The sequence below is a fragment of the Sphingobacterium sp. GW821-FHT03E03 genome (assembly GCF_059420745.1).
In genome coordinates this window covers 256,688-277,601 of record NZ_JBWKUH010000004.1, presented here as the reverse complement: position 1 = coordinate 277,601, position 20,914 = coordinate 256,688, and the positions used below count along the sequence as shown (strand labels likewise).

The 20,914-nt window shown below is 40.6% G+C and carries 18 protein-coding genes and 1 tRNA gene; 12 read left to right on the top strand and 7 right to left on the bottom strand.

Annotated elements, in window-relative coordinates; genetic code table 11:
* Positions 1 to 74 precede the first annotated feature (74 nt).
* The gene (locus AC07UV_RS07635) at positions 75 to 611 is read left to right on the top strand and encodes a lipocalin family protein (RefSeq protein WP_495183238.1); all 537 of its coding nucleotides are present in this window, start codon (positions 75 to 77) and stop codon (positions 609 to 611) included.
* Here AC07UV_RS07635 and AC07UV_RS07630 read toward each other — a convergent pair.
* Together AC07UV_RS07630 and AC07UV_RS07625 are read right to left on the bottom strand one after the other, a co-directional pair.
* Complete coding sequence (locus AC07UV_RS07630) at positions 608 to 913, bottom strand: hypothetical protein (RefSeq protein WP_282254900.1); 306 nt, start codon at positions 911 to 913, stop codon at positions 608 to 610. The two genes, AC07UV_RS07635 and AC07UV_RS07630, sit on opposite strands and share 4 nt — an antisense overlap.
* 117 nt (positions 914 to 1,030) lie before the next feature.
* Complete coding sequence (locus AC07UV_RS07625; RefSeq protein WP_495183237.1) at positions 1,031 to 2,335, bottom strand: ammonium transporter; 1,305 nt, start codon at positions 2,333 to 2,335, stop codon at positions 1,031 to 1,033.
* Between the two features lie 260 nt (positions 2,336 to 2,595).
* Here AC07UV_RS07625 and AC07UV_RS07620 point away from each other — a divergent pair, with 260 nt between their 5' ends.
* A complete protein-coding gene (locus AC07UV_RS07620; RefSeq protein WP_282254903.1) occupies positions 2,596 to 3,648 on the top strand; it encodes an outer membrane beta-barrel protein in 1,053 nt (350 codons plus the stop codon).
* Between the two features lie 173 nt (positions 3,649 to 3,821).
* Here AC07UV_RS07620 and AC07UV_RS07615 read toward each other — a convergent pair whose 3' ends face one another.
* Complete coding sequence (locus AC07UV_RS07615) at positions 3,822 to 5,204, bottom strand: OmpA family protein (protein ID WP_495183236.1); 1,383 nt, start codon at positions 5,202 to 5,204, stop codon at positions 3,822 to 3,824.
* A gap of 78 nt (positions 5,205 to 5,282) precedes the next feature.
* On the bottom strand, positions 5,283 to 5,690 hold the full coding sequence (locus AC07UV_RS07610; RefSeq protein WP_282254905.1) for an NUDIX hydrolase: 408 nt from the start codon (positions 5,688 to 5,690) through the stop codon (positions 5,283 to 5,285).
* Positions 5,691 to 5,793: 103 nt separating this feature from the next.
* Here AC07UV_RS07610 and AC07UV_RS07605 point away from each other — a divergent pair, with 103 nt between their 5' ends.
* Both AC07UV_RS07605 and AC07UV_RS07600 read left to right on the top strand, forming a co-directional pair.
* On the top strand, positions 5,794 to 6,813 hold the full coding sequence (locus AC07UV_RS07605; protein ID WP_495183235.1) for a L,D-transpeptidase: 1,020 nt from the start codon (positions 5,794 to 5,796) through the stop codon (positions 6,811 to 6,813).
* Positions 6,814 to 6,895: 82 nt separating this feature from the next.
* Complete coding sequence (locus AC07UV_RS07600) at positions 6,896 to 7,657, top strand: murein L,D-transpeptidase catalytic domain family protein (RefSeq protein ID WP_346086367.1); 762 nt, start codon at positions 6,896 to 6,898, stop codon at positions 7,655 to 7,657.
* A 186-nt stretch (positions 7,658 to 7,843) separates the two neighbouring features.
* On the opposite strand, the gene AC07UV_RS07595 is transcribed toward AC07UV_RS07600, so the two are convergent.
* Complete coding sequence (locus tag AC07UV_RS07595) at positions 7,844 to 8,542, bottom strand: carboxylesterase family protein (RefSeq protein ID WP_495183234.1); 699 nt, start codon at positions 8,540 to 8,542, stop codon at positions 7,844 to 7,846.
* 224 nt (positions 8,543 to 8,766) lie between these two features.
* Between AC07UV_RS07595 and AC07UV_RS07590 the strand changes: the two genes are divergently transcribed.
* From AC07UV_RS07590 to gap, 6 genes are all read left to right on the top strand, one after another.
* Positions 8,767 to 9,972, top strand: coding sequence for a metallophosphoesterase family protein (locus AC07UV_RS07590; protein ID WP_495183233.1), 1,206 nt, complete (start codon positions 8,767 to 8,769; stop codon positions 9,970 to 9,972).
* A gap of 4 nt (positions 9,973 to 9,976) precedes the next feature.
* Positions 9,977 to 13,015: an AAA family ATPase gene (locus AC07UV_RS07585; protein WP_495183232.1), complete on the top strand. Its 3,039-nt coding sequence runs from the start codon at positions 9,977 to 9,979 to the stop codon at positions 13,013 to 13,015.
* 83 nt (positions 13,016 to 13,098) lie between these two features.
* The gene (locus AC07UV_RS07580) at positions 13,099 to 13,299 is read left to right on the top strand and encodes a hypothetical protein (RefSeq protein ID WP_495183231.1); all 201 of its coding nucleotides are present in this window, start codon (positions 13,099 to 13,101) and stop codon (positions 13,297 to 13,299) included.
* A gap of 348 nt (positions 13,300 to 13,647) precedes the next feature.
* Positions 13,648 to 14,742 (top strand): AI-2E family transporter, encoded by a 1,095-nt coding sequence (locus AC07UV_RS07575; RefSeq protein ID WP_282254911.1) that lies wholly within the window; start codon positions 13,648 to 13,650, stop codon positions 14,740 to 14,742.
* A 237-nt stretch (positions 14,743 to 14,979) separates the two neighbouring features.
* Complete coding sequence (locus AC07UV_RS07570; RefSeq protein ID WP_495183230.1) at positions 14,980 to 15,600, top strand: TlpA family protein disulfide reductase; 621 nt, start codon at positions 14,980 to 14,982, stop codon at positions 15,598 to 15,600.
* 6 nt (positions 15,601 to 15,606) lie between these two features.
* Positions 15,607 to 16,614: a type I glyceraldehyde-3-phosphate dehydrogenase gene (gene gap / locus AC07UV_RS07565; protein ID WP_282254914.1), complete on the top strand. Its 1,008-nt coding sequence runs from the start codon at positions 15,607 to 15,609 to the stop codon at positions 16,612 to 16,614.
* 291 nt (positions 16,615 to 16,905) lie between these two features.
* On the opposite strand, the gene AC07UV_RS07560 is transcribed toward gap, so the two are convergent.
* Both AC07UV_RS07560 and AC07UV_RS07555 read right to left on the bottom strand, forming a co-directional pair.
* On the bottom strand, positions 16,906 to 17,688 hold the full coding sequence (locus AC07UV_RS07560) for a TIGR02757 family protein (RefSeq protein ID WP_495183229.1): 783 nt from the start codon (positions 17,686 to 17,688) through the stop codon (positions 16,906 to 16,908).
* Positions 17,689 to 17,694: 6 nt separating this feature from the next.
* Positions 17,695 to 18,729 (bottom strand): quinone-dependent dihydroorotate dehydrogenase, encoded by a 1,035-nt coding sequence (locus AC07UV_RS07555; protein WP_495183228.1) that lies wholly within the window; start codon positions 18,727 to 18,729, stop codon positions 17,695 to 17,697.
* A gap of 60 nt (positions 18,730 to 18,789) precedes the next feature.
* Between AC07UV_RS07555 and AC07UV_RS07550 the strand changes: the two genes are divergently transcribed.
* On the top strand, positions 18,790 to 20,709 hold the full coding sequence (locus AC07UV_RS07550) for an ABC-F family ATP-binding cassette domain-containing protein (RefSeq protein WP_495183227.1): 1,920 nt from the start codon (positions 18,790 to 18,792) through the stop codon (positions 20,707 to 20,709).
* Between the two features lie 131 nt (positions 20,710 to 20,840).
* Positions 20,841 to 20,913 (top strand) — tRNA-Lys (locus AC07UV_RS07545).
* The last annotated feature ends 1 nt before the right edge of the window (position 20,914 follow it).

The following is a 20,914-nucleotide window of genomic DNA, read 5'->3' as shown; positions in this document are numbered from 1 at the left end:
TAAGAAAATAGCTCAGTATGCCTAAACCTTATTGGTATTAAAATTGTTGTTTTATCAACAAACAAATTCAAAAGATGAATATAGACAAGAAAAAATCGCTCTTACTGCTGGCCGCTGTGGCTTTGGGAACTGTCGCATACAATGCATTAAAGCCGGTGATATCGCGCCCCGATGTAGTGGACCCTTTTGACTTAGATAAATACCTTGGAAAATGGTTTGAAATCGCTCGACTCGATTTCCGTTGGGAAAAAGGACTGAGTCAGGTTTCAGCAGAATACAGCAAAAATAAAAATGGAACGATCCGGGTAAACAACCAAGGCTATTCGGAGGAAAAAGAACAATGGAAACAATCCATCGGAAGAGCCAAATTTGTCAATGGTCCACATGAAGGCGCATTGAAAGTCTCCTTCTTCGGCCCCTTCTACAATGGCTATAACATTGTAAAAATAACTCCAGATTATAAATATGCACTCATATTTGGAGACAATCTCGATTATATGTGGATTTTGGGCAGGGATACAGCGATTCCAGAAAAGATCCGAAACGAGTTTCTAACCTATGCATTACAATGTGGATATGAAACCGGTAATCTGGTTTGGACAAAACATTAGTCGAAAATCGGCGCCAGTACCTGATAATTGAGGGTGGGATCCTGTGCTAAAACATCAGCAATCTCCTGAAGATCCTGCTGGTCGATGGCATTTTTAATCCCAGCATTGTATAGATTCGCAAGAAATAGCGCGGCATCACGCTTTTCAGCTATTGCTAAAATGGAACTTCCAACATAGAAATTGAGAACAGACGTGGCATAATCGCCAAATATATTAAAACTAAAATCGCCATTTTTCTGTAAGGAATAGCGCATCATTTTCTCAAAATCCGAACGTAAAGTATCTTTTGTAGTATCTTTCATAGCATAAACTCAAATATTCCAGCCTATTCAACCTTTGGCAAAGGTGCAAAAAAAATCCCAAACAATGCTGTAAGGAAAAGCATTGTTTGGGATGATTAATTATTCCGGTCAGAGGGCCTAAAGCGCCTCAGCGTGTTGAGAAACGTCCAGGCCAAGTTCTTCATCTGTTTCCTCCACACGTAAAGGAGAAATTAGATCCGTTACTTTTAATAGAACCAGCGAGCCCACAAAGGCGAAGAAAGATACTGCGAACAAGGCAACGGTATGCACAAAAAACAACTTCGTTTCACCAAAGAATAAGCCATTATCAACGACCAAAGGATTGACATTATGGTGAGCAAATACGCCAGTCAGCACCATCCCTACCATACCACCTACACCATGACAAGGAAATACATCCAAGGTGTCATCAATACTTGTTTTACTTCTCAGATAGACAACCAGATTGCTGATCAATGCAGCGACTAACCCGATGACCATGGCGTGTGGAATACTGACAAAGCCTGCTGCTGGTGTAATCGCAACCAAGCCCACGACAGCACCAATACATGCACCCATCGCTGATGGTTTTTTACCTCGGATAATATCGACAAATATCCATGCCATCGCTGCCATCGCCGAAGCCGTCGTTGTTGTTGCAAACGCATAAGCCGCTATTGTATTAGCCCCGCCAGCCGAACCGGCATTAAATCCAAACCAACCGAACCACAGTAAGGCTGTTCCCAGGATCACATAGCTTATACGGGCTGGATTGTGTGTCTGTAATTTACGGCCTTTTAAATAAATCGCTGCCGCCAACGCAGCCCAACCTGCTGACATGTGCACGACCGTACCGCCGGCAAAATCAAGGACACCGAATTTCGCCAAAATCCCTTCCGGATGCCAGGTCCCATGCGCCAATGGCATATAAATAAAGATACCAAATAGGATAATAAACAACATATAAGAGTTGAATCGAATACGCTCGGCAAATGCACCCGTAATAAGTGCCGGCGTAATAATCGCAAATTTCAGTTGAAACATCGCGAATAAAACCAATGGGATAGTTGGCAATGCACCCCAAGCGATATTTCCTAAGGTCCCCTTCATCATAAAGAATGTGCGTGGATCACCTATAATCCCACCGATATCTTCGCCAAAGGCCAAACTAAATCCGACGATCACCCAGAGGATTGTCATCAGACACATACAGATAAAACTCTGCATCATCGTTGAGATCACATTCTTTTTACTGACCATTCCACCGTAAAAAAATGCCAGACCGGGCGTCATAATCAACACCAGCGCTGAGGAAGTCAATAACCAGGCTGTATCCCCTGTATCGAATTCCGCTTTGTCGAGTGCAGACAAATCTATAGATGGAAATACAAGTCCCAATACGCCCAAAAGTACCAGAACTAAAAGTGGAATAATTTTTTTCATTTGTTTAAACTGATTAGTTTTTATTAATACATCAATAAATTGTTATTTAAAATACAAAAACAAAACAAAACCCCATTTTTACTTATTGTTTTGACAAATATAAAGTGTTTTTATTGAAAAATTACTATCAAATATTATTTTTTGTAATATTTTTTACATAATTTCACATCAACAAACACAAAAACAACAAAAACCTATAAAAAATCATTTAAAAACCAACCAAAAAACCCAAAACAAATCAAACTTAAAACCTTTTAGACATGAAAAAAATCTTAACATTTATTATTTTTTCAATAATTTTCATCAAAACATCAAAATCACAAGAAGAAAACAAGGAAAAATCAGTAGAAATATCAGGATCAGTAGATACCTACTGGAAATATGACTTCCAAAACAAACCAAATATCAACACTTACTTTACTGAAGACAATAATTCAGTTTCCATTGGCATGGTTGATCTAGCCTTAAAGAAGAATTTTAAGAAAGCATCTTTTGTAGGAGAACTATCTTTTGGACCCCGCGGACAATATCGATCTATCGTAAATGGAGACGGCCAACCCGGAGACGACAAAAACAGCTTCCACATTCAAAATCTGTACGTAGGCTATAATCTAACGGACAAGCTCAATCTGACCGCCGGATTTATGGGAACATTTGTCGGATTTGAAGTCATTTCACCCACCTACAATTTTCATTACTCCACCTCCTATTTATTTGGTGCCGGCCCTTTTCAAGATGCCGGACTGAAAGCAACCTATAGTTTCTCCGACAAGTTTGCGCTGATGGTCGGTATATTTAATGATTGGAATGTATACCAAGATATAAACGGCGTATCACATGTCGGTTCACAATTAACTTACAGACCTAACGATAAAGGAAGCTTTTACCTCAACTTCTTAACAGGATCGTCTGCGGGTGGAAAAGAAAACTACAGCTCAGGCACACTCGTAGATTTCGTCGGAAATTATGATTTCACACCAAAATTCTTTCTCGGCGTAAATGCCACACATTATAAGAGAAGAGCCGAAGGTGGTTACACTGGGATAGCACTCTATCCAAGGGTTCATCTCTCCGAGCATTTTGGAATAGGATTACGTGAGGAGTTCTTCCAAACGCACAAAGAGGAAAGCAATGGCATCCCAAGTTCAAATATGCTAGCAACTACCTTGACAGCCGAATACAACTACCACGGCTTCAAATTCATTCCCGAAATTAGATTTGACAAAAGCAATACCGAAAAATTCATAAAGAATGACCTATCCCCAACAAAATCGGCCGGACAATTTTTGTTAGCATGTGTATATAGCTTCTAAATAAAGTATTATCCACACTCTTTTTTACCTATAAATGCTTGCAAGAATGATTTCATATCCTCGCGAAATCAATTAGATATCCATTAAATACAATCTCTGCAAATAGAAAAAGCGGATCTTTTGGATCCGCTTTTTTATCTCTCCTCTCATATCTAGAATCTCACCTCCCCCCATTACCTTACACTAACCGCAACATGTCGGTCTAAAATCCGGTCTGTCTCTGGTGCATCTGCAGGGTATTTTGCAAATTGCGAGCCATAACCCTCCGCTCCGGTCACCTGTTTAGACAGCCCCGCCTTGTCCAGGTAATCCTTCACCGCATTTGCCCGATCCAACGATAATTTTTTATTATACTCTTCATTTCCGGTTTTATCTGTATAACCACCAATTTTCACATTGGCAGCAGGGAAAGCTTTGAGAATCTCAGCCAGATTACTGAGCTGAGCCTGGCTTTCAGGTAATACTTTCGCAGTACCGGTTTCAAAATTCAGGTTATCAAAATCAAACCAAGTATTTTTCAATGAATCTTCTCCCAAAGATTTATAGTCGGATTTTAAAAATTGTACCAACCGATCTTCTATACCACTTTTAAATGCCCCCAGCTTCCCTCCATTCGGCAACATCACATCCAAATGCTCACGATCAATCTGACTGGCCGTACCATTTCCCATTGTATTTCCTGAGTCCACCTGCCCCTGATTGACACTGCTATCTGTAACACCAACATTTTTATTACCACTACAGCCTTTTCCAAACAAAAACCAGAGCAATGCAATAACGATCAAAGCAACCAAAATCTTCCACCAGCCTCCGCCAGATGAAACGGTCGATGCTGCCGCCGCTCTGGCTCCATCTGCTCTAGGCAATGCCAACGGCTCCTTATGTGCTTCCAGCTCCGTGGCCGGATTTATAACCGTTGCTCCAGGATGGTTTTCGATATGTTTTACGGGTTCTTCCACGGGAGGTTCTGGTACGACTTCTTCAGGTGCAGAAAAATGACCTCCATCAAATAATTTCCCAAAAGCACCCAAACCCAATCCTGCAGGAATAGCGGCAGCAAAAGCTGTTTTATTATCCTGCAAAGTTTTATTTATGGTATTCGCATCCCACTGTTGACCTCTATTAGTCAAACTTGAAAATATAGCTGGCAGGGACAAACCCATCAATTTCTGCACCGACTCAGCGCTGAACCCCAGATAACCTGCCACTGTACCCAATACGGTCTCTAGACCACCACCAAATATTGAATTCAGCATATTGCTGTTTCCGGAACTTCCAGATTCACCTGGCTGCCCTTCGGCACCTTCACCAGCTTCCTGACCGCCCAGAAGTTGGTTCAGGTCAAAATTCGAAAAACGCTGTTTCGCCTGCTCTAGAATTGTAGAAATCCCACCACCGCCTTCCGTCTGTTGGCTTAATCCCAAAAACAAAGAGGAAACAACAACATTTAAGCCCTGTTTTACCTGTTCATTATCCTGGTTTAAACTTTGCCCGATTCGAGTAAGAATCTCGTCATCAAAAAAGTCTTTCGCTGATTTTAAAAGCTGATTTTCCATAATCTTTGTTTATTAATTGTTTACATATAAAACATTAACAAACAAAGCCTTAATTTGTTCACATCATGCTATCCAACATCAAAACTCTCCTGACAGCCACTTTGGAATGACGAACTCTTCGGCCAGATGTGCCAACTGATAATCTTGCCAATTGCTCTTATTGATCCATTCTACTTCCTCCAGTTCGGCCTGTGGTTGAAAATCAAGTTTCATAGCGAGTTTGATCAAATAAATATACCCTTCTACCAGCGTATCACGCTCATTCACCGCCTGCGTCACATGCCGACCAATAAACTGCAATGTCGCAGGCTCTGTATCAAACTGCAACTCTTCCCGGAGTTCCCGAACCAAGGCTTCCGAATCGCTTTCTCCCACAGCAATCTTACCGCCGGGCAATTGAAAATATTTTGATCCCTTTTTCCTAACCAACAACAGCTCCCCTTCGGGGTTCAGCATCATAGCCGAACAAATTACAATCCTATGCATACTTTTTACTTGAAATTACAAAACTAACTTTTTGTCAATCATTTAAAAAATTTGTTTTATTCTTATATTTAAAGAACAAAACAATAATTTACATAATCCATATATGCATCAAGGATTAACATGTCTCGTATTTAGCCTATTATTTCTATCGTTGGGCTGCCAGCAGGAAAAGAAGAATACAGCAGAAAAAGAGCAACCAATTAGACATCAAAACACTGTCACTGCTAAAAAACAGGAAGAAAAGCCTAAAGTAGTGACAGCAGCAGATATTATGATCAAAAAGGATCTGCTTTACAAAAAATACACACTTGAAGATACCTACCCCTATAAGGATACCACGCGTAGCTTTCAATGGGACAAAATAAAGGAACGTCTAGCCTATGTTGAAAATTTTCAGCAGACGCCCTCATTGTACGCCGTCCTTCAAAACTATCAAAATGAAAAAGGTGAGGCACCTACCATTAAAGATTTCAAACGGGATTCTTACAAACGTGTGTCGGACAGTTTCAATGTCGAGCGTTATCAGGCAGCACCATTGTATGACCCAACAACAGACAAACCGGTACGTTACGGACGCGACGGATGGTTGGTCCGTTTAAAGGGGTCAGACACCTTAGCGCGGGTACCTATTGCCGGTGTATCATTTGAAGGGGAATATACCGTCCCCAAGCGCTATCTGCGACTGATAAGCGATAGTGTACAATTTAACATTATTAATGTTGTTGATGTCAAGAACCAAAACATCTGCACATTGGAAAAAGTGGGCAAAGAGTGGCTCGTGCGCAGTATGAACCCTGTTACCAGTGGCCGACACAAACCGCCGCATGCCCAAGAAACACCCACCGGACTTTTTGTCGTCCAGGAACACAAATCAAAAATGTTCTATTTTGAAGATGGTACGCGAACCTATGGCGGATTTGCTCCCTATGCGACCCGGTTTACCGCTGGAGCATATATTCATGGTGTACCGGTCAATAATCCGAACGGTAGCATCATCGAATACAGTGAAAGTTTGGGCACAACACCTAAGTCACATATGTGTGTCAGAAATGCGTCATCTCACGCTCAATTTGTCTATAAACGGTCAAAAGACCTTTCCTCCTTGGTCATTGTTATTGATTAACAATATTTAACATTCTGTAAATCAAATATGTATTAACTTTAATAATTATTTTTGTAAACATCTACACAGAAAAGGGAGGAGAATGGGAAATACGATTATGTTTCTTTTAATGGCACTTAATACAGCATTGTCATCAAAAGAAGAATTAAAAACAACAGATCAACAAACCAATACCCATCATATAAATGTAGAACGTCAACGGACAGCCGTTGATTCTTTATATGATGAAATGAATCTAGGCCCAGTATTAAAATACGAGGCATTTCGACAAGCAATGGAAGGTAGAAAAGAGCTTTCCATCCACAACAAAGATATTATGACAGTCATCGACTTTTCCATGGCATCCACGGAAAAAAGACTTGTTGTACTTGATCTGGAACACAAAAAAGTGCTTTTTAACACCTTGGTATCACACGGAAAAAATAGTGGTGAAAATTATGCTACAGATTTTTCGAATCAGCAGGAATCATTAAAAAGCTCATTGGGATTTTTTGTTACCGAAAACACCTATAATGGTGAAAATGGCTACTCCTTGGTATTGGATGGCCTTGAAGAAGGTATAAATGACAATGCCAAAGCACGATATGTGGTGATGCATGGCGCAGATTACTGCAGCACAGGCACTATCTCAAGCTTGGGAAGGTTAGGCAAAAGCTACGGATGTCCTGCGGTTCCCCGGGAATATGCCGGACCGATCATCAACACAATAAAGAATGGAACACTCCTCTTTATCTATGCGGACAATCCGGACTACCTTGCCAAAACGCACCTGATCCATCAACCAAATGTATTGATGGCGCAATTCAATCGAAAACAACGACTTGATATTGCAGATGAAGGTTAACATAAAGAAAATTTAAAATGTAAAAACGAAGCCCGAGAATTGGCTATTTAAAACTAGATCTCAAAGGGTTAGGAACAAAATTCATAAAAATGGGATGTCTAGATTCTTGTTGAACATCCCATTTTTTATAACATTATATTTTTAAGGGAGCAAAAGGCCACACATAAAATAGCTATGCCATCCAGCCTAGGATTTATGCTTTTTCTTAAATTTTAACATCCAGTCATAGATCGCATCATCGTGGAATAAGCGTTCCACACTACCATGTGTCCCTCCTTTTATCACATTTAAGCTCACATCAGCTTCAGGGTCCACCTTTTTTATGGCTTTCATAATTTTTCTGGATTCTGAAATAGGTACGGCACGATCAGCTGTTCCATGATGTAGCCAAATTGGAACCTGCGTCAGGTTGGAAGCATATTGGCTCGATCCGCCACCACAAATCGCCACTGCTGCAGCTATCCGCTCTGGATATTTTCCGGCAACATCCATGGTCCCATAACCGCCCATACTCATACCGCAGACGTAAATACGGTCAGGATCAGCATTGTAATGCGCGATAACATAATCAACGATCTCCATCACTTTATCCGGATCCCAACCACCGCGGGATTGGGGAGCAACAATAATTCCGGGCACCTCCTGCCCTTTATTAATCGCATACAGTACTCCGTAACGTTTTACCCGATCCAAATTCGTACCTGATAGACTTCTACCATGCAAAAACACAAAGACAGGTTGTTTTTCCGAGGTTTCATCATCGGCATCAGCTTCTTTCAATAGAAAAGGATAAGCTGTTTCCCCTTTGATCGCTTCTATTTCCTGCGCATTTATCTTCATCAAAAACAGAAAGAAAACACACAAAGACAGGTAAATTTTACGCATAAATTTATTTTATCTACGATTACTTAGCTTAATTTTGGAGGACTAAAAATACAATTAAACTATTTTTACCTGCCGCATTTAACAACTTTTAACATTTTCAATGCATCAAACTATGCTCTTCAAACCTGTGTTCCTACAAATTTGGTCTGATATGCAATTATAATTGCATATCAGACCAAATTTATCTTAGTTTGTACTATTACGTAAAAAAACAAGGGCTCATCATGAAAATACTGCATACTGCCGATTGGCATTTAGGGAAACGACTGGATAGCTTCTCTCGGATGGACGAACAGCTTTTGGTCATGGAGGAGATTATTCAGCTCGCAGACCAGCAAGAGGTCGACCTGGTTCTTATCGCAGGAGATCTTTTTGATACGTTCAATCCCGGTGTAGAGGCTATCGAGTTATTTTACAAAACGATCAAACGATTGGTAAAAAATGGTACCCGACCTGTTATCGCTATCGCTGGAAACCACGATTCACCCAATTTGATTGATGCACCAGACCCTTTAGCCCGGGCATCTGGCATTATTCTCATCGGTCACCCAAATGCGCTTGTAACGCCATTTACAGCCGAAGGTTTTTCCGTCCTACGTTCAGACAATGGTTTTATCGAGTTGAGCCTGGAAGGCTATAACTATCCGATCCGGATACTCCATACCGCCTATGCCAATGAAATTCGGCTTAAACAATATCTTGGTGAAGACAAAGAAGTTCAATTAAATAAAGCATTGGCCGAAAATTGGCAAAAATTAGCAGATACCTACTGTGACGAAAAGGGTGTCAATATACTGACAGCACACCTTTATATGAATAAAATTGGATCCCCATTAATCGACGAGCCTGATGGGGAAAAGCCAATTAAAATTGGAAATGCTGATCTGATCTATTCAGAATCCATCCCGGCTCAGATTCAATACACGGCACTCGGCCATATTCATGGATTCAAAAATATCGGCTCTCCGGAAAAACCTGTTGTATACGCCTCATCTCCCCTTTGCTATAGCTTCGCCGAAGCTGGCCAGACCAAATATGTAAGCATTGTCAATGCTACGCCCGGTGCACATATAACATTCGAACGAATTGCACTCCGACAAGGAAAACCTTTAGTCCGAAAATCCTTTGACGATATCGACCATTGTATTACTTGGCTCTCCGAGCATCCAGAAACATTAGTGGAATTAACGCTCAAATCCGAAACCTTCCTAAAAGCCGAAGACCGTAAACTGATTTATCAGACACATCCGGGTATCGTCTATTTAATTCCGGTTGTGCAGCACGACAAACAAAACCCACTTGATGCAAAAGAAATTAATCTGACCCAAGATATATCTGCACTTTTTCAGGATTATTTCAAATCCAAAAATGCCAACCAGGCACCCAATGACGATATCCTCAACCTTTTTCGCGAAATACTAAATTCTTAAGCCCATGATCCCTTTAAAGTTAACTGTAGAAGGTATATATTCCTATCAAGAACGTCAGACAATAGATTTCACAGCATTGACAGATGCCGGTCTTTTTGGGATATTTGGTGCTGTTGGATCTGGTAAGTCATCTATTTTGGAAGCAATCACCTATGCCTTATATGGTGAAACGGAACGGTTAAATGCGCGCGATAAACGCACTTACAATATGATGAATCTGAAATCAAACCGTTCCTATATCGAATTGGATTTCATCAACTTCGAAAACCGCACATTCAAAGTAACAAGGGAATTTAAACGCAATTCCAAAAATTTTGAGGATGTCAAATCTCCTACGGTTGTATTATATGAAAATATCAATGAACAATGGGTTCCATTGGAAAGCAGTAACACACAATCGATCATTGGATTAAGTTACGAGAATTTCAAAAGAACAATCATCATTCCCCAGGGGCAATTTAAGGAGTTCATTGAGCTGGGTGCAAAGGAACGAACCGATATGATGAAAGAAATCTTTCAGCTCCATCGTTTCGATTTGCAAGACAAAGTTGCTGCCCTTTATAAAAAAAATCAATCCGAACTGGATCAGCTCAATGGTCAGTTGATGGGGTTCGAAGAGATCAGCAGTGAGCGTATCATCGCGACACGTGACAAGCTGAATGAAGAGCGAGAATCTTTCAGCAAGGCGCAGCATACAAACAAGCTACTTCAGGAGAAATTTCAGGCATTGAAAAATGTGAAAGAAGATTTTCTGGAATTGAGCAAAATGAAGTCTCTATTTCAACAGCTGACTGATCAGCAAGCCGTAAAGGAAACTTTGCGCCAACGTATGATACGCTTTGAAGAAGCGCATACAAGCTTTTTTCACATCCTCCAGACACAGGAGAAATTGAATCAGGAAAATGTCCAGGAACAAAGCAGATTGCAGCTTGAGGGAGCGAAGTCTGCCGAAATCCAACAAACTACACAACAGATATCGCAGCAACTGCAACAGGTTAAACCACAATATGAGCGACTAGCAGAACGACGGGTAAGCGAATTGGATTTGGAACTCATTCTACAGCTGATCAATTTTTCAACTGAAATAAAAGGTTTAAAAGAAAGCGCGCAGAAAGGTCGGGATTTCGTCCAAAAAGCTAAGGAGCAACACGTGCAATGTAAAAATAACATCCTGGAAGCCGAAACCCTACTCCTTCGACTAAAACAATCGAAACCGTCGGCTAATGAGCTGATGGAGCTGGGACAATGGTACACCAAACAGCAGGCCATCCAACAACAGGAGAGCGAACTCAACCATCAACTCCTGGAGCTAAAAGTTTCCATAACCGATCTACAAGGTGATTTGCAAAGTAAAAACTTCGACCCTGCCGGGTTTGATTCAGCATATACAGCCGAATTGCTGGAACTTGAAACCCGACTCAGCATATTGAACGACGAGAAAGCACACCTTCTGTTGCAACAAAAGCTCACACAATTCGCGGAAAACCTAAGTGCGGGTTCCCCCTGCCCCTTATGTGGAGCCCTGGAACACCCTGCTATCGCGGAAGGAATAGATATCACACAAGAGCTGACAGAAAACCAACGGGCGACAGCAGAAATCAATGCGCGCATAAAATCCAAGGGTGATCAAAAATTTGAGATTGAAAAGCTCCTACTCCGCCTACAATCCCTACAGGTGCAACAAAATGATCTCACAAGCAAGATCCAGGCAAACAAATCTCAGAAGGCCACTCACCTACTCCAATTTACCTGGGCAGCGTACAGCAGCACCGATGAGTCAATTTATACACAGAAAAAACAAGAGCTTTCCAACATCGAAGCCCAGATCATAGCAACAGAACAGATCGCAACGACCCATCAGACCACATTGGCAGATATAGAGAGCAAGCTGGAAAGAGCAAATGTAAAATTAAGTGGTCTTGAAATTGAGGAAGCGCAAAAGCAAACCCAGATCAATCAAAATATAGACCATTTAAAACACTTGAACTGGACAGACTATCAATCCCGGGAGAAAGCTACGGTCGAAAACGAATTTCATACACTAAAAGCGGAAAATCTTCGTATAGAACAGGATTATAATACCTTGACAGATCGCTTAAATAAGCTAAACAGTCAGTTTGCTGCACAAAATAGCCTAGTTCAATCCATTCAAGAACGGATTATCAAAATAAAGTCTGAAATCCTACACCTTGACACGACTATCGAACAACTCCTCCAGGCTTCTGTATTCAACACGATAGATCAAGTAAAAGAGACATTAGCGGAGAATCTACCTGTACAGAAAATACGCGCGGAACTGGAACAGTTTCAAATCCAATTTGAAACACTGAAAGCACAGATCATGCAATTAGACAAAAAGTTAGCAGATAAAGTCTACGATGAGGCAGCCTTTATGCAGGAAGAAGCTGCTTTGGAAGAAAGCTCCCATCATCTTAAAATCCTGACAGAGAACGTCGCTAAATGCGAGCAGGAGTTGAATCAATTGGAGACGGCCTACGAAAAAAAGGAAACTTTACTGCAACAACAAGCACAATTAAACCTTCGTAATGACAATCTTAAACAGTTATTTAACCTGTTTAAGGGGGCGGGATTTGTGCAGTATGTTTCATCAATCTATCTGCGGCAGCTCTGTGATCATGCCAATATCCGTTTTCACCGAATGACACGAAACCAGTTAAGTTTACAGATTAATGAAAACAATGAATTTGAAATCATTGATTATCTGAATGAAGGCAAAAGCCGGAGTGTAAAAACACTCTCTGGTGGTCAAGCTTTTCAGGTATCCCTGAGTCTTGCGCTGGCCCTAGCTGAAAGTGTACAGTCCAATACCAAAGCCGCTAAAAATTTCTTTTTTATCGATGAAGGCTTTGGCACCCAAGATATCGCTTCTGTCAATATTGTCTTCGAAACCTTACTTGACCTGCACAAAGAAAATCGAATCGTCGGTATTATCTCGCATGTTGAAGAATTGAAAGAACGGATACCAATATCACTTTCCATCGAAAAGGATGAAGAACATGGCAGTCAAATTTTCATTAATTAATTGTAAATCCCAAAGTAATTTTGTAGATTAGTTATAGCGACAGTAGCCAAAAAACTGTCGCTATAACCAAAAAACAAAAGATTATGGGCTTATTTTCAAACAACAGAAAAGGAAAAGGGTCTCATCCTTTTTTTCATAAAACAGCTAAATCGACAATTCATTTAGCGGCAGAAAACAACAATCAATCCGCTGAACATCGGACAACCTCCTCTATGCTCTTTGTCAAGCAATATGATATCATGCGTATCTTAAAGGATATTTTAATGCCGCAGAACCAAAATTAGTTTTTGGTAAAAATCCGTATGACTCAGGTAGTGAGGAAATATCTAGCCCTACCCCTGCCATGATCTCTATCCGGTCTATGCTGTTATGCTTAATCTATTACTATTCTCGCAACCAAAATATTAATCTAGCCTTATACAAGAGAAAAAGAGACCATCGGGCCAGATAGACATTCCTATCCATTCTGGTGATCGTCAAGGACCTACTTTCTAGCTTTACTGCTCTAAAAAAGAAATTAAAAAAATCATTGAAATTCTAAAAAAGTAAGTTTAATTTAACAATATAAAACATTTATAAAAAAATATTGTCATACGTAAAATAGAAATTAAAGCGGTACTTATTCCAGACACATGAAATACAAACAGATAAACAACAACTCCATTAACCAGATTATGCTTATCATCATTATTTTGCTGATATGCATTTTGATATTTACGAGTCTTTTCTATTATCTTCCGGGCTTTTTGGGCGCTATAACACTATATGTCCTCTTCCGGAAAATTAACTTTAAACTGACAGAAGAGAGAAGATGGAAGAAATCTCTTGCGAGTCTCTTACTAATTCTACTTACAATTGTATTCCTAGTCGGTCCGCTCTATTTACTGATCAATTATATGGTGCCACAGGTGACTGAGGCAATTAACAATAAAGAGGAGATTATGGAAAAATTTGATTCCATTAAAACCTATTTCAAAGATAGCCCTTATCTCAACAATATTGATTTATCTGACACCGCATTGATGGGGGCACTCCAACGGGCGGCCAAGTTTATCCCCAATATACTGAATTCAGTAGCCGAAGTAGGTGTCAATGTTTTAGTCGCATTATTTGTACTTTACTTTATGTTGGTCAGCAGCAAGCAATTGGAACGGACAATATACAATGCCATTCCGTTTTCTCCGGGAAGTAAAGCAGAGTTATGGCAAGAGTTTGATATGATGGTCAAATCAAATGCCATTGGTATTCCAATCCTCGCGATGTGCCAAGGTGTCGTTGCCGGTCTAGGTTATTGGTTTTTCGGTTTGGAAAGTCCCATTTTTCTGGCCATTCTAACTGCTGTCTCTACCATTATCCCTATCTTGGGTACGATGGTAGTCTATCTCCCTGCGGCCATATTTTTGTTAGCAAATGGGCAATCCGGCAACGCCATAGGGCTAGCACTTTATGGTATCATTATCATTGGAAGTATTGATAATATTCTTCGCTTTACAATTTTGAAAAAACTTGGCGATGTCCATCCCTTAATAACCGTTTTTGGGGTATTATTGGGATTAAATCTCTTTGGTATGTTAGGATTGATATTTGGTCCCCTTATTCTATCCTGTGTGGGAGTCTTACTCAAGGTATATAGCAACGAATTTGGTCGAAGTACACCGGAAATCATACAATCTACGTCATTGATAGAACCCAATAGTCCCAGCAACACCACCGATACGACGGAATAGTATAAAATTAGGAGACATATTGCAGTGGGAAGCATCGAAGATGATAACCAGTAAACTGTCATAACTTGAGTTTGGACACTGCATAATCCCATTTTTTTTATAGTTTTGATTCTTCAATGGCATCGTTGTGGAATGATCTATCTTCGGCTCAAGCTGAACGGTATAAATGCATTCTGTTAGCGCGCCTAAAAAGAATAGAAGAAATCACTAAAACTGATTTAAAATCAAAGGTAGTCTATGAACAAAAAAATAATCTTAGGAGTAACTGCTGTGCTCACGGCAGGCATGCTTTATTCATGTAACAACAAGGGCAATCAAAAGACAGCTGGTACGGAAAGTAGTACCGCAGAAAATACGGCTGAAAGTCATGACCATGCGGGTCACGACCACGCCGGTCATGATCATGCGCAAACTGCCCCTACCCAATCTTCTGGTCCGGCTGCAATTCTTCCTAATTTCACTTTTTACCAACTTCGATCCGGCATACGTGTCAGCAATGAGAATCTTGCTAAAGATAAGAATACAGTCTTCATCTTATTTGATCCGGGATGTAGCCATTGTCAGCACGAAGCAACTGAGCTCGAAAAAAATATTGACCGCATAAAAGATGTCAATATCTTCTATATTTCCATGAATGATCCAGCATTGGTATTAGGATTCTTCGATAGCTTCGCACCAAAGCTATCCAAATCTTCCAATGTGGAAGTCTTGATTGACAAAGATCAAACCTTTATCCAAAACATACATGTCCCTTCACAGTTCCCAGCAAATTATGTCTATGGTGCTGACGGAAAACTGAAAGCACATTGGGAAGGTGAGAAAAATATCAATGAGGCGATAAGCCAATTTCATAAATAAGCTGAAATGCTCAACATAGCGATAAACGGATTTGGACGCATCGGAAGAAACACTTTACGTAATATTTTTCTTCGCGATGCTTTTGATCAATTGCAGGTGGTCGCCATCAATGATTTGGCTGATACCAAGACTTTGGCCCATTTATTCAAGTATGATTCGGTACATGGACCATTCTCTGGCACGGTCACACACGACGAACATCATATTATCGTGAATGGCCATTCCATTTTGGTCACCAATGAAAGAGATCCCGCCCTACTACCTTGGAAATCCTTACATATTGATGTTGTTGTTGAATCTACGGGGCATTTTACGAACCGTGAAAAAGCAACGCTTCATCTAACAGCAGGTGCAAAAAAAGTTATTATCTCAGCTCCGCCAACAGACAAGGATATTGCAACAGTCGTATTGGGTATCAACGATAATGCTGTCGATCTCTCGGCTTCAATCCTGTCCAATGCCTCATGTACAACAAACAACGTCGCCCCACTGGTTAAAATATTAGACGATAATTGGGGGATAAAAGACGGATATATCACTACGGTGCACTCCATGACGGGAGATCAAAACCTACATGATGCACCACACAAAGATTTGCGACGGGCACGTGCAGCCTCTTCTGCTATCATACCGACAACTACAGGTGCCGCCAAAGCGATTACCAATGTCTTTCCACATCTACAGAATAAGTTGGGTGGAGCAGGTATACGTGTTCCTGTGCTGAATGGTTCGTTAACAGATTTTACCTGTACGTTAGAAAAAGAAACAACGGTTGAAGAAATCAACAAAGCTTTTAAAGCTGCAGCGGAAAACGAATTAAAGCAGGTATTGTTTTATACAGAAGACCCAATCGTGTCTGTTGATATAATAAACAATCCCTATTCTTGTGTTTTCGATGCGCAATTGACTTCGGTTGTGGGTGGATTAGTGAAAGTTGTGGGTTGGTATGACAATGAATTTGGCTATTCCAATCGTTTGGTGGACCTCCTGATTAAGATTGACCAGCTTGTTTAATCCAACCAGCTGAAAATAAAGAAAGCCCGTATCCTAAAAATACGGGCTTTTTGTTTAAAACTTTTACAGGCCTATTTGCGACGTATCAGCACTATAGCCCGCGCACAGATAAAGTACGAGAAAAGCACTTTTCGCTTTGTTTAATATCAATCAATAGTTACTATCCCACACATGATTATTTCGAGTAATCAGTATCCTAAGTGTACCGTTTGTCACTTAGAGTACTCGTTGGCCGTATACCCTGTTTCTGGGATGATACTAGTATATTAGTACAATATACGTGTAATATCTTTACAATTCCCGTTCTACTCCCAAGCCGAAAAGTGCAAAATCATATTTTACCGGATCATTGGGATCCAATAGACGAAGATTGCCCGTTAGCTCTTGTGCGGTCTTCCAGTTGACCTTTTCCAAGGTAATCAGTCCAAATTTTCGCGCTACACGTTCAACATGGACATCACAGGGACAGATGAGGTCTTTTGGTGAAAAGCGGCTCCAAATTCCAAAATCTACTCCTTTATTATCCTTTCGGACCATCCAGCGTAAAAACATATTGATACGCTTGACAGTAGATTTTTGGGCCGGGCTACTGATATGTTTACGCGTTCGGTGCGGATAGTCTGGCAGCGAAAAGAAATAGGTTTTAAATGCATTCAGCGCCTGCTCCAAATCCACCTCTTTTACCGTTTCCTGCCCTACCAAAAAAGCATCTTCTAAAGACGCAAAGTGGCTATAGTGATACCGAAAAAAAGCAACAAAATAAAGAATATCCGTATCATTGAATGTACGATGTTTAAAACCAAGCAGACTTTTGAGGTCCTGATCGCTATGGTTCATGATATAATCATAAGGCACGCCGTCCATTCTTGCGATCAATTCATTACACTTATTGATGATGGTTTTACGTTGTCCCCAAGCCATTATAGCAGCTAGGAATCCCGTAATCTCGATATCATTCTTGCTTGAAAATTGATGTGGAATGGATATAGGATCATTGGGGATAAAATTAGGTTGATTATATTCATCAACCTTTTTATCCAAAAAATCTTTTAAATTAAAATCAACAGCCATCATCTATGATTATCGTCCTGTCTGTAATATACCTTTACAGATATTTGCGATCAACCCCGGACCTTCATAGATAAATCCGGTATATACCTGAATAAGACTGGCACCGGCATCAAGTTTTTCAATAGCATCTTTGGCTGAATGAATACCACCAACACCAATGATCGGAAATGCTTTATTGGATTTTTCGCTGAGATAGCGGATTACTTCAGTTGAACGCTTGGTCAAGGGGCGTCCACTAACCCCTCCAGCCTCTTGTGTCAAATCCTGTTGACTCTTTAAGCCTTCTCTTGAAATCGTTGTATTGGTAGCGATAACTCCCGCAATCTGTGTCTCCATGACGATCTCAACGATATCATCCAGCTGACTATCAGTTAAATCGGGTGCAATCTTAAGCAGAATTGGCTTAGGAGCTGATTTTGCTTTATTCAGATCCTGTAATGTGTTTAATATATTTTTTAACGGTTCCTTTTCCTGCAAGTCCCTTAAGCCTGGTGTATTTGGTGAACTGACATTGACGACAAAGTAATCTACATAATCAAAGAGTACATTGAAGCAATAAATATAGTCGTTTACCGCTTCTTCGTTTGGTGTCACTTTATTTTTTCCAATGTTACCACCGATCAGAAGCCCTTTTCGGTCTTTTAGGTTCTTCAATCGGGTAGCAGCAACATCCGCACCCTGATTATTGAACCCCATGCGGTTGATCAGCGCTTCGTCTGGTACAAGGCGAAACATCCGTGGTTTATCATTCCCCGGTTGTGGTTTTGGTGTAACGGTTCCGATTTCAATAAAACCAAAACCTAAATTAGTCATGTCGGAGATATATTCGGCATTTTTATCGAAGCCCGCTGCCAGGCCTACTGGATTTTTAAATTTCAATCCAAAGACCTCACGTTCCAAGCGAGGATCTTCTACCGTAAAAATAGCATTCAATAATTGCTTGGCACCCCAAATTTTTGAGAAGACATTCAATCCGCTGGTCACTTTGTGGTGAGCCATCTCCGGATTCATTGTAAAGAATATAGGTTTGACTAATTTATACATAATCGCAAAGTTAGTCAAACAAGAAGAAATATTCATTACTTTTGTACTTTTGCATTTGAAATGATATCAATAAATAATTTAACATTTGAAATAGGATCCCGTGCGTTGTATGATGAGGCAAACTGGCACATCAAACCAGGTGATAAAGTAGGTTTAATTGGCGCCAATGGGGCCGGAAAATCAACCTTATTGCGTTTGATCGTTGGACAATATGCCCCAACTTCGGGAACAATTTCCATGGCAAAAGATTTAAAGATCGGTTACCTAAACCAGGACTTATTATCTTACCATTCGGACAAGAGCATTCTATACGTCGCTATGGAAGCGTTCGAACGTCAAAATCAACTACATGCCGAAATCGAAGACTTACTTGCGAAATTAGAAACAGATTATTCGGACGATATTCTCAATAGACTAAGCGATAGACAACTTGAATTTGAAGCGCTGGATGGCTATAATCTTGAATTTAAAGCACACGAGATCCTTGCCGGTCTAGGTTTTTCGGAAGAAGAACAAAAAAGGCCACTGGCTACATTCTCCGGGGGCTGGCGTATGCGTGTAATGCTTGCAAAAATTTTGTTGCAGACACCGGATATTCTATTATTGGATGAGCCGACCAACCACATGGACTTACCTTCTATCAAGTGGCTTGAGAATTACCTACAGGCATTTGATGGGGCAATCGTCATTGTATCACACGATAGGTACTTTCTGGACCGCATCATCAAAAAGACGGTGGAGTCGCGTAAAGGAAAATTAACACTTTATGCAGGTAACTACAGCTTCTACCTGGAAGAAAAGGAATTGAGAAACGAACTACAGGCCAACCAGTTCAAAAATCAGCAGGCTAAGATCAAACAGGAAGAACGACTTATTGAGCGTTTCCGTGCTAAAGCATCCAAAGCGAAAATGGCACAATCCCGGATTAAAGCTTTGGATCGAATGGAGAGAGTTGAAGATGTGGATGACGATAATCCAACGGTCAACTTTAGCTTTAAGTTTTCAAAACCTTCTGGCCGTCATGTGGTGACATTAGACAATATTTCTAAATCCTATCCGAACCTAGAGATATTAAAAAACACTTCTGCTATCATTGAAAAAGGTGATAAGATTGCTTTGATCGGAGCAAACGGAAAAGGTAAGTCTACCCTACTGCGTATTGTGGCTGGCACAGATAATCAGTTTGAGGGAAAAGCAGAACATGGACACAATGTGTCGCAAACGTTCTTTGCACAGCATCAGCTAGAGGCGCTCCATCTCGAGAACTCGATCTTAGCTGAACTACAAGCGTTTGCGCCAAAACATACAGAGACTGAATTACGTTCGATACTCGGTTGTTTCCTATTTACGGGCGACGATGCCTTCAAAAAAATCAAAGTGTTGTCTGGGGGTGAAAAATCCCGTGTAGCCCTTGCTAAGGCATTGACTGCAGACGCCAACTTCCTAGCGCTCGATGAGCCTACCAATCACTTGGATATGCAATCGGTCAATATTTTGATCCAGGCACTACAACAATTCGAGGGAACATGTATTGTTGTATCCCACGACCGTTATTTCTTGGATCACGTGGCCAACAAAATTTGGTATATCGAGGACAAGGAGATCAAAGAATATCCGGGCACCTATCAGGAATATGAAGAATGGGCAGCTAAGCGTGTTGTAAAAACAGAGGCAAAACCGGAGAAAAAAGTCAAAGAAGATCCGAAGGTTAAAAAAGAGAAACAAACGCCATCTGAAGACCGGACACGATTACTGAGCAAAAAGAATAAAGAGCTTGCTGCATTGGAGAAAAAAGTCGAAGAACAGGAAATATTGGCCAAAGATTTAGAATTGAAACTGGCTGACGAAGCTGTATATTCGGATGCGACCAAGTTACAGGAAACTACGCGCGCGTACAATTCAGCTAAGGCCCAATTAACCCAGTACCAAGAGCAATGGGAGCAATTGGCCGAGGAAATTATGGAATTGGAAAATGATTAATTTTTTTGGCTTAAAATCAGCTTTTTAAGCAAACAGCTACGATTTTAAGCCAAAAAAATTTGCAGGAATAGGATTAAAGCCCTACTTTTGCATCACTTCAAACAAGGAACGGTAGTTCAAAAAAGAAGTACGATTCCGTAGCTCAGCTGGTAGAGCAATACACTTTTAATGTATGGGTCCTGGGTTCGAATCCCAGCGGGATCAC

What these genes read in the sequence shown, in the direction of transcription:
- AC07UV_RS07635 (WP_495183238.1), top strand. Translation starts at nt 75, where the DNA reads ATGAATATAGACAAGAAAAAATCGCTCTTACTGCTGGCCGCTGTGGCT.
- AC07UV_RS07630 (WP_282254900.1), bottom strand. Translation starts at nt 913, where the DNA reads ATGAAAGATACTACAAAAGATACTTTACGTTCGGATTTTGAGAAAATG.
- AC07UV_RS07625 (WP_495183237.1), bottom strand. Translation starts at nt 2,335, where the DNA reads ATGAAAAAAATTATTCCACTTTTAGTTCTGGTACTTTTGGGCGTATTG.
- AC07UV_RS07620 (WP_282254903.1), top strand. Translation starts at nt 2,596, where the DNA reads ATGAAAAAAATCTTAACATTTATTATTTTTTCAATAATTTTCATCAAA.
- AC07UV_RS07615 (WP_495183236.1), bottom strand. Translation starts at nt 5,204, where the DNA reads ATGGAAAATCAGCTTTTAAAATCAGCGAAAGACTTTTTTGATGACGAG.
- AC07UV_RS07610 (WP_282254905.1), bottom strand. Translation starts at nt 5,690, where the DNA reads ATGCATAGGATTGTAATTTGTTCGGCTATGATGCTGAACCCCGAAGGG.
- AC07UV_RS07605 (WP_495183235.1), top strand. Translation starts at nt 5,794, where the DNA reads ATGCATCAAGGATTAACATGTCTCGTATTTAGCCTATTATTTCTATCG.
- AC07UV_RS07600 (WP_346086367.1), top strand. Translation starts at nt 6,896, where the DNA reads ATGGGAAATACGATTATGTTTCTTTTAATGGCACTTAATACAGCATTG.
- AC07UV_RS07595 (WP_495183234.1), bottom strand. Translation starts at nt 8,542, where the DNA reads ATGCGTAAAATTTACCTGTCTTTGTGTGTTTTCTTTCTGTTTTTGATG.
- AC07UV_RS07590 (WP_495183233.1), top strand. Translation starts at nt 8,767, where the DNA reads ATGAAAATACTGCATACTGCCGATTGGCATTTAGGGAAACGACTGGAT.
- AC07UV_RS07585 (WP_495183232.1), top strand. Translation starts at nt 9,977, where the DNA reads ATGATCCCTTTAAAGTTAACTGTAGAAGGTATATATTCCTATCAAGAA.
- AC07UV_RS07580 (WP_495183231.1), top strand. Translation starts at nt 13,099, where the DNA reads ATGGGCTTATTTTCAAACAACAGAAAAGGAAAAGGGTCTCATCCTTTT.
- AC07UV_RS07575 (WP_282254911.1), top strand. Translation starts at nt 13,648, where the DNA reads ATGAAATACAAACAGATAAACAACAACTCCATTAACCAGATTATGCTT.
- AC07UV_RS07570 (WP_495183230.1), top strand. Translation starts at nt 14,980, where the DNA reads ATGAACAAAAAAATAATCTTAGGAGTAACTGCTGTGCTCACGGCAGGC.
- gap (WP_282254914.1), top strand. Translation starts at nt 15,607, where the DNA reads ATGCTCAACATAGCGATAAACGGATTTGGACGCATCGGAAGAAACACT.
- AC07UV_RS07560 (WP_495183229.1), bottom strand. Translation starts at nt 17,688, where the DNA reads ATGATGGCTGTTGATTTTAATTTAAAAGATTTTTTGGATAAAAAGGTT.
- AC07UV_RS07555 (WP_495183228.1), bottom strand. Translation starts at nt 18,729, where the DNA reads ATGTATAAATTAGTCAAACCTATATTCTTTACAATGAATCCGGAGATG.
- AC07UV_RS07550 (WP_495183227.1), top strand. Translation starts at nt 18,790, where the DNA reads ATGATATCAATAAATAATTTAACATTTGAAATAGGATCCCGTGCGTTG.